Below are 806 nucleotides of genomic sequence, written 5' to 3' on the forward strand. Positions count from 1 at the left end.
TTTCACTTGCATTCTCAGATAAGTCAAATCCTGAGTGTGCAGTAACAACGATTACATCTGCGCCTTTTGCTTTCATTTCAGGAACATATTTTTTCGCTGAATCAACGATTTCATTTACATAGATATTGCCATTTAAATGCATTTTGTCCCAAATCATAACTTGTGGTGGGACAAATCCAATCACACCGATCTTAATTGGCTTGCCATCAACCATTCTGTCTAGAATCACGTAAGGCTCATAACGATGTTTATCATCACTTACGTTGTACGTGTTCGCACTTAACCATGGGAAGTTAGATGCTTCTACTAAACTATCAAGCAGTGGTAAACCAAAGTTGTACTCATGGTTCCCGATTGTTCCAGCATCATAACCCATCATGTTCATTGCTTCGATGATTGAGTTTTTATCCTGACGATCTACGACTGCCTCAATGTAACCTAAGATACTTCCCTGGATAATGTCACCATTATCAACAAGTAATGTATTGTTGTGTTTTGCACGTAATTGTTGAACCAATGTGTACACTTTTGCTAAACCGAATTTTTGGTCCACTGCGTCTGCCATGTAATCGTAAGGCATGATGTGCGCGTGGATATCTGTTGTACCCATGATCACTAGTTCGTGAGTAGTTGGTTTCGGGAACTCAAAGTTATACTTATACATTGCCCAGCCATCTGTACCTTCACCAAGATACGATACGAACGTTAAGTTATTTGCTTCAATATACTCTTTTCCTTTCGGAGAGCTTCTGAAGACTACATTTCCTTTTGTTTCTACCGGAACGATTGACCAGTTGTTTACTAAC

1 protein-coding gene is annotated in these 806 nt (G+C 39.2%); it reads right to left on the minus strand.

Annotated features, from left to right (window positions below):
• A partial coding sequence (locus DS745_RS12890) for a metallophosphoesterase (RefSeq protein ID WP_196121253.1) occupies window positions 1–806 on the minus strand: 806 nt, incomplete at both ends.

The sequence above is a fragment of the Anaerobacillus alkaliphilus genome (genome assembly GCF_004116265.1).
Classification (GTDB): Bacteria; Bacillota; Bacilli; order Bacillales; family Anaerobacillaceae; genus Anaerobacillus; species Anaerobacillus alkaliphilus.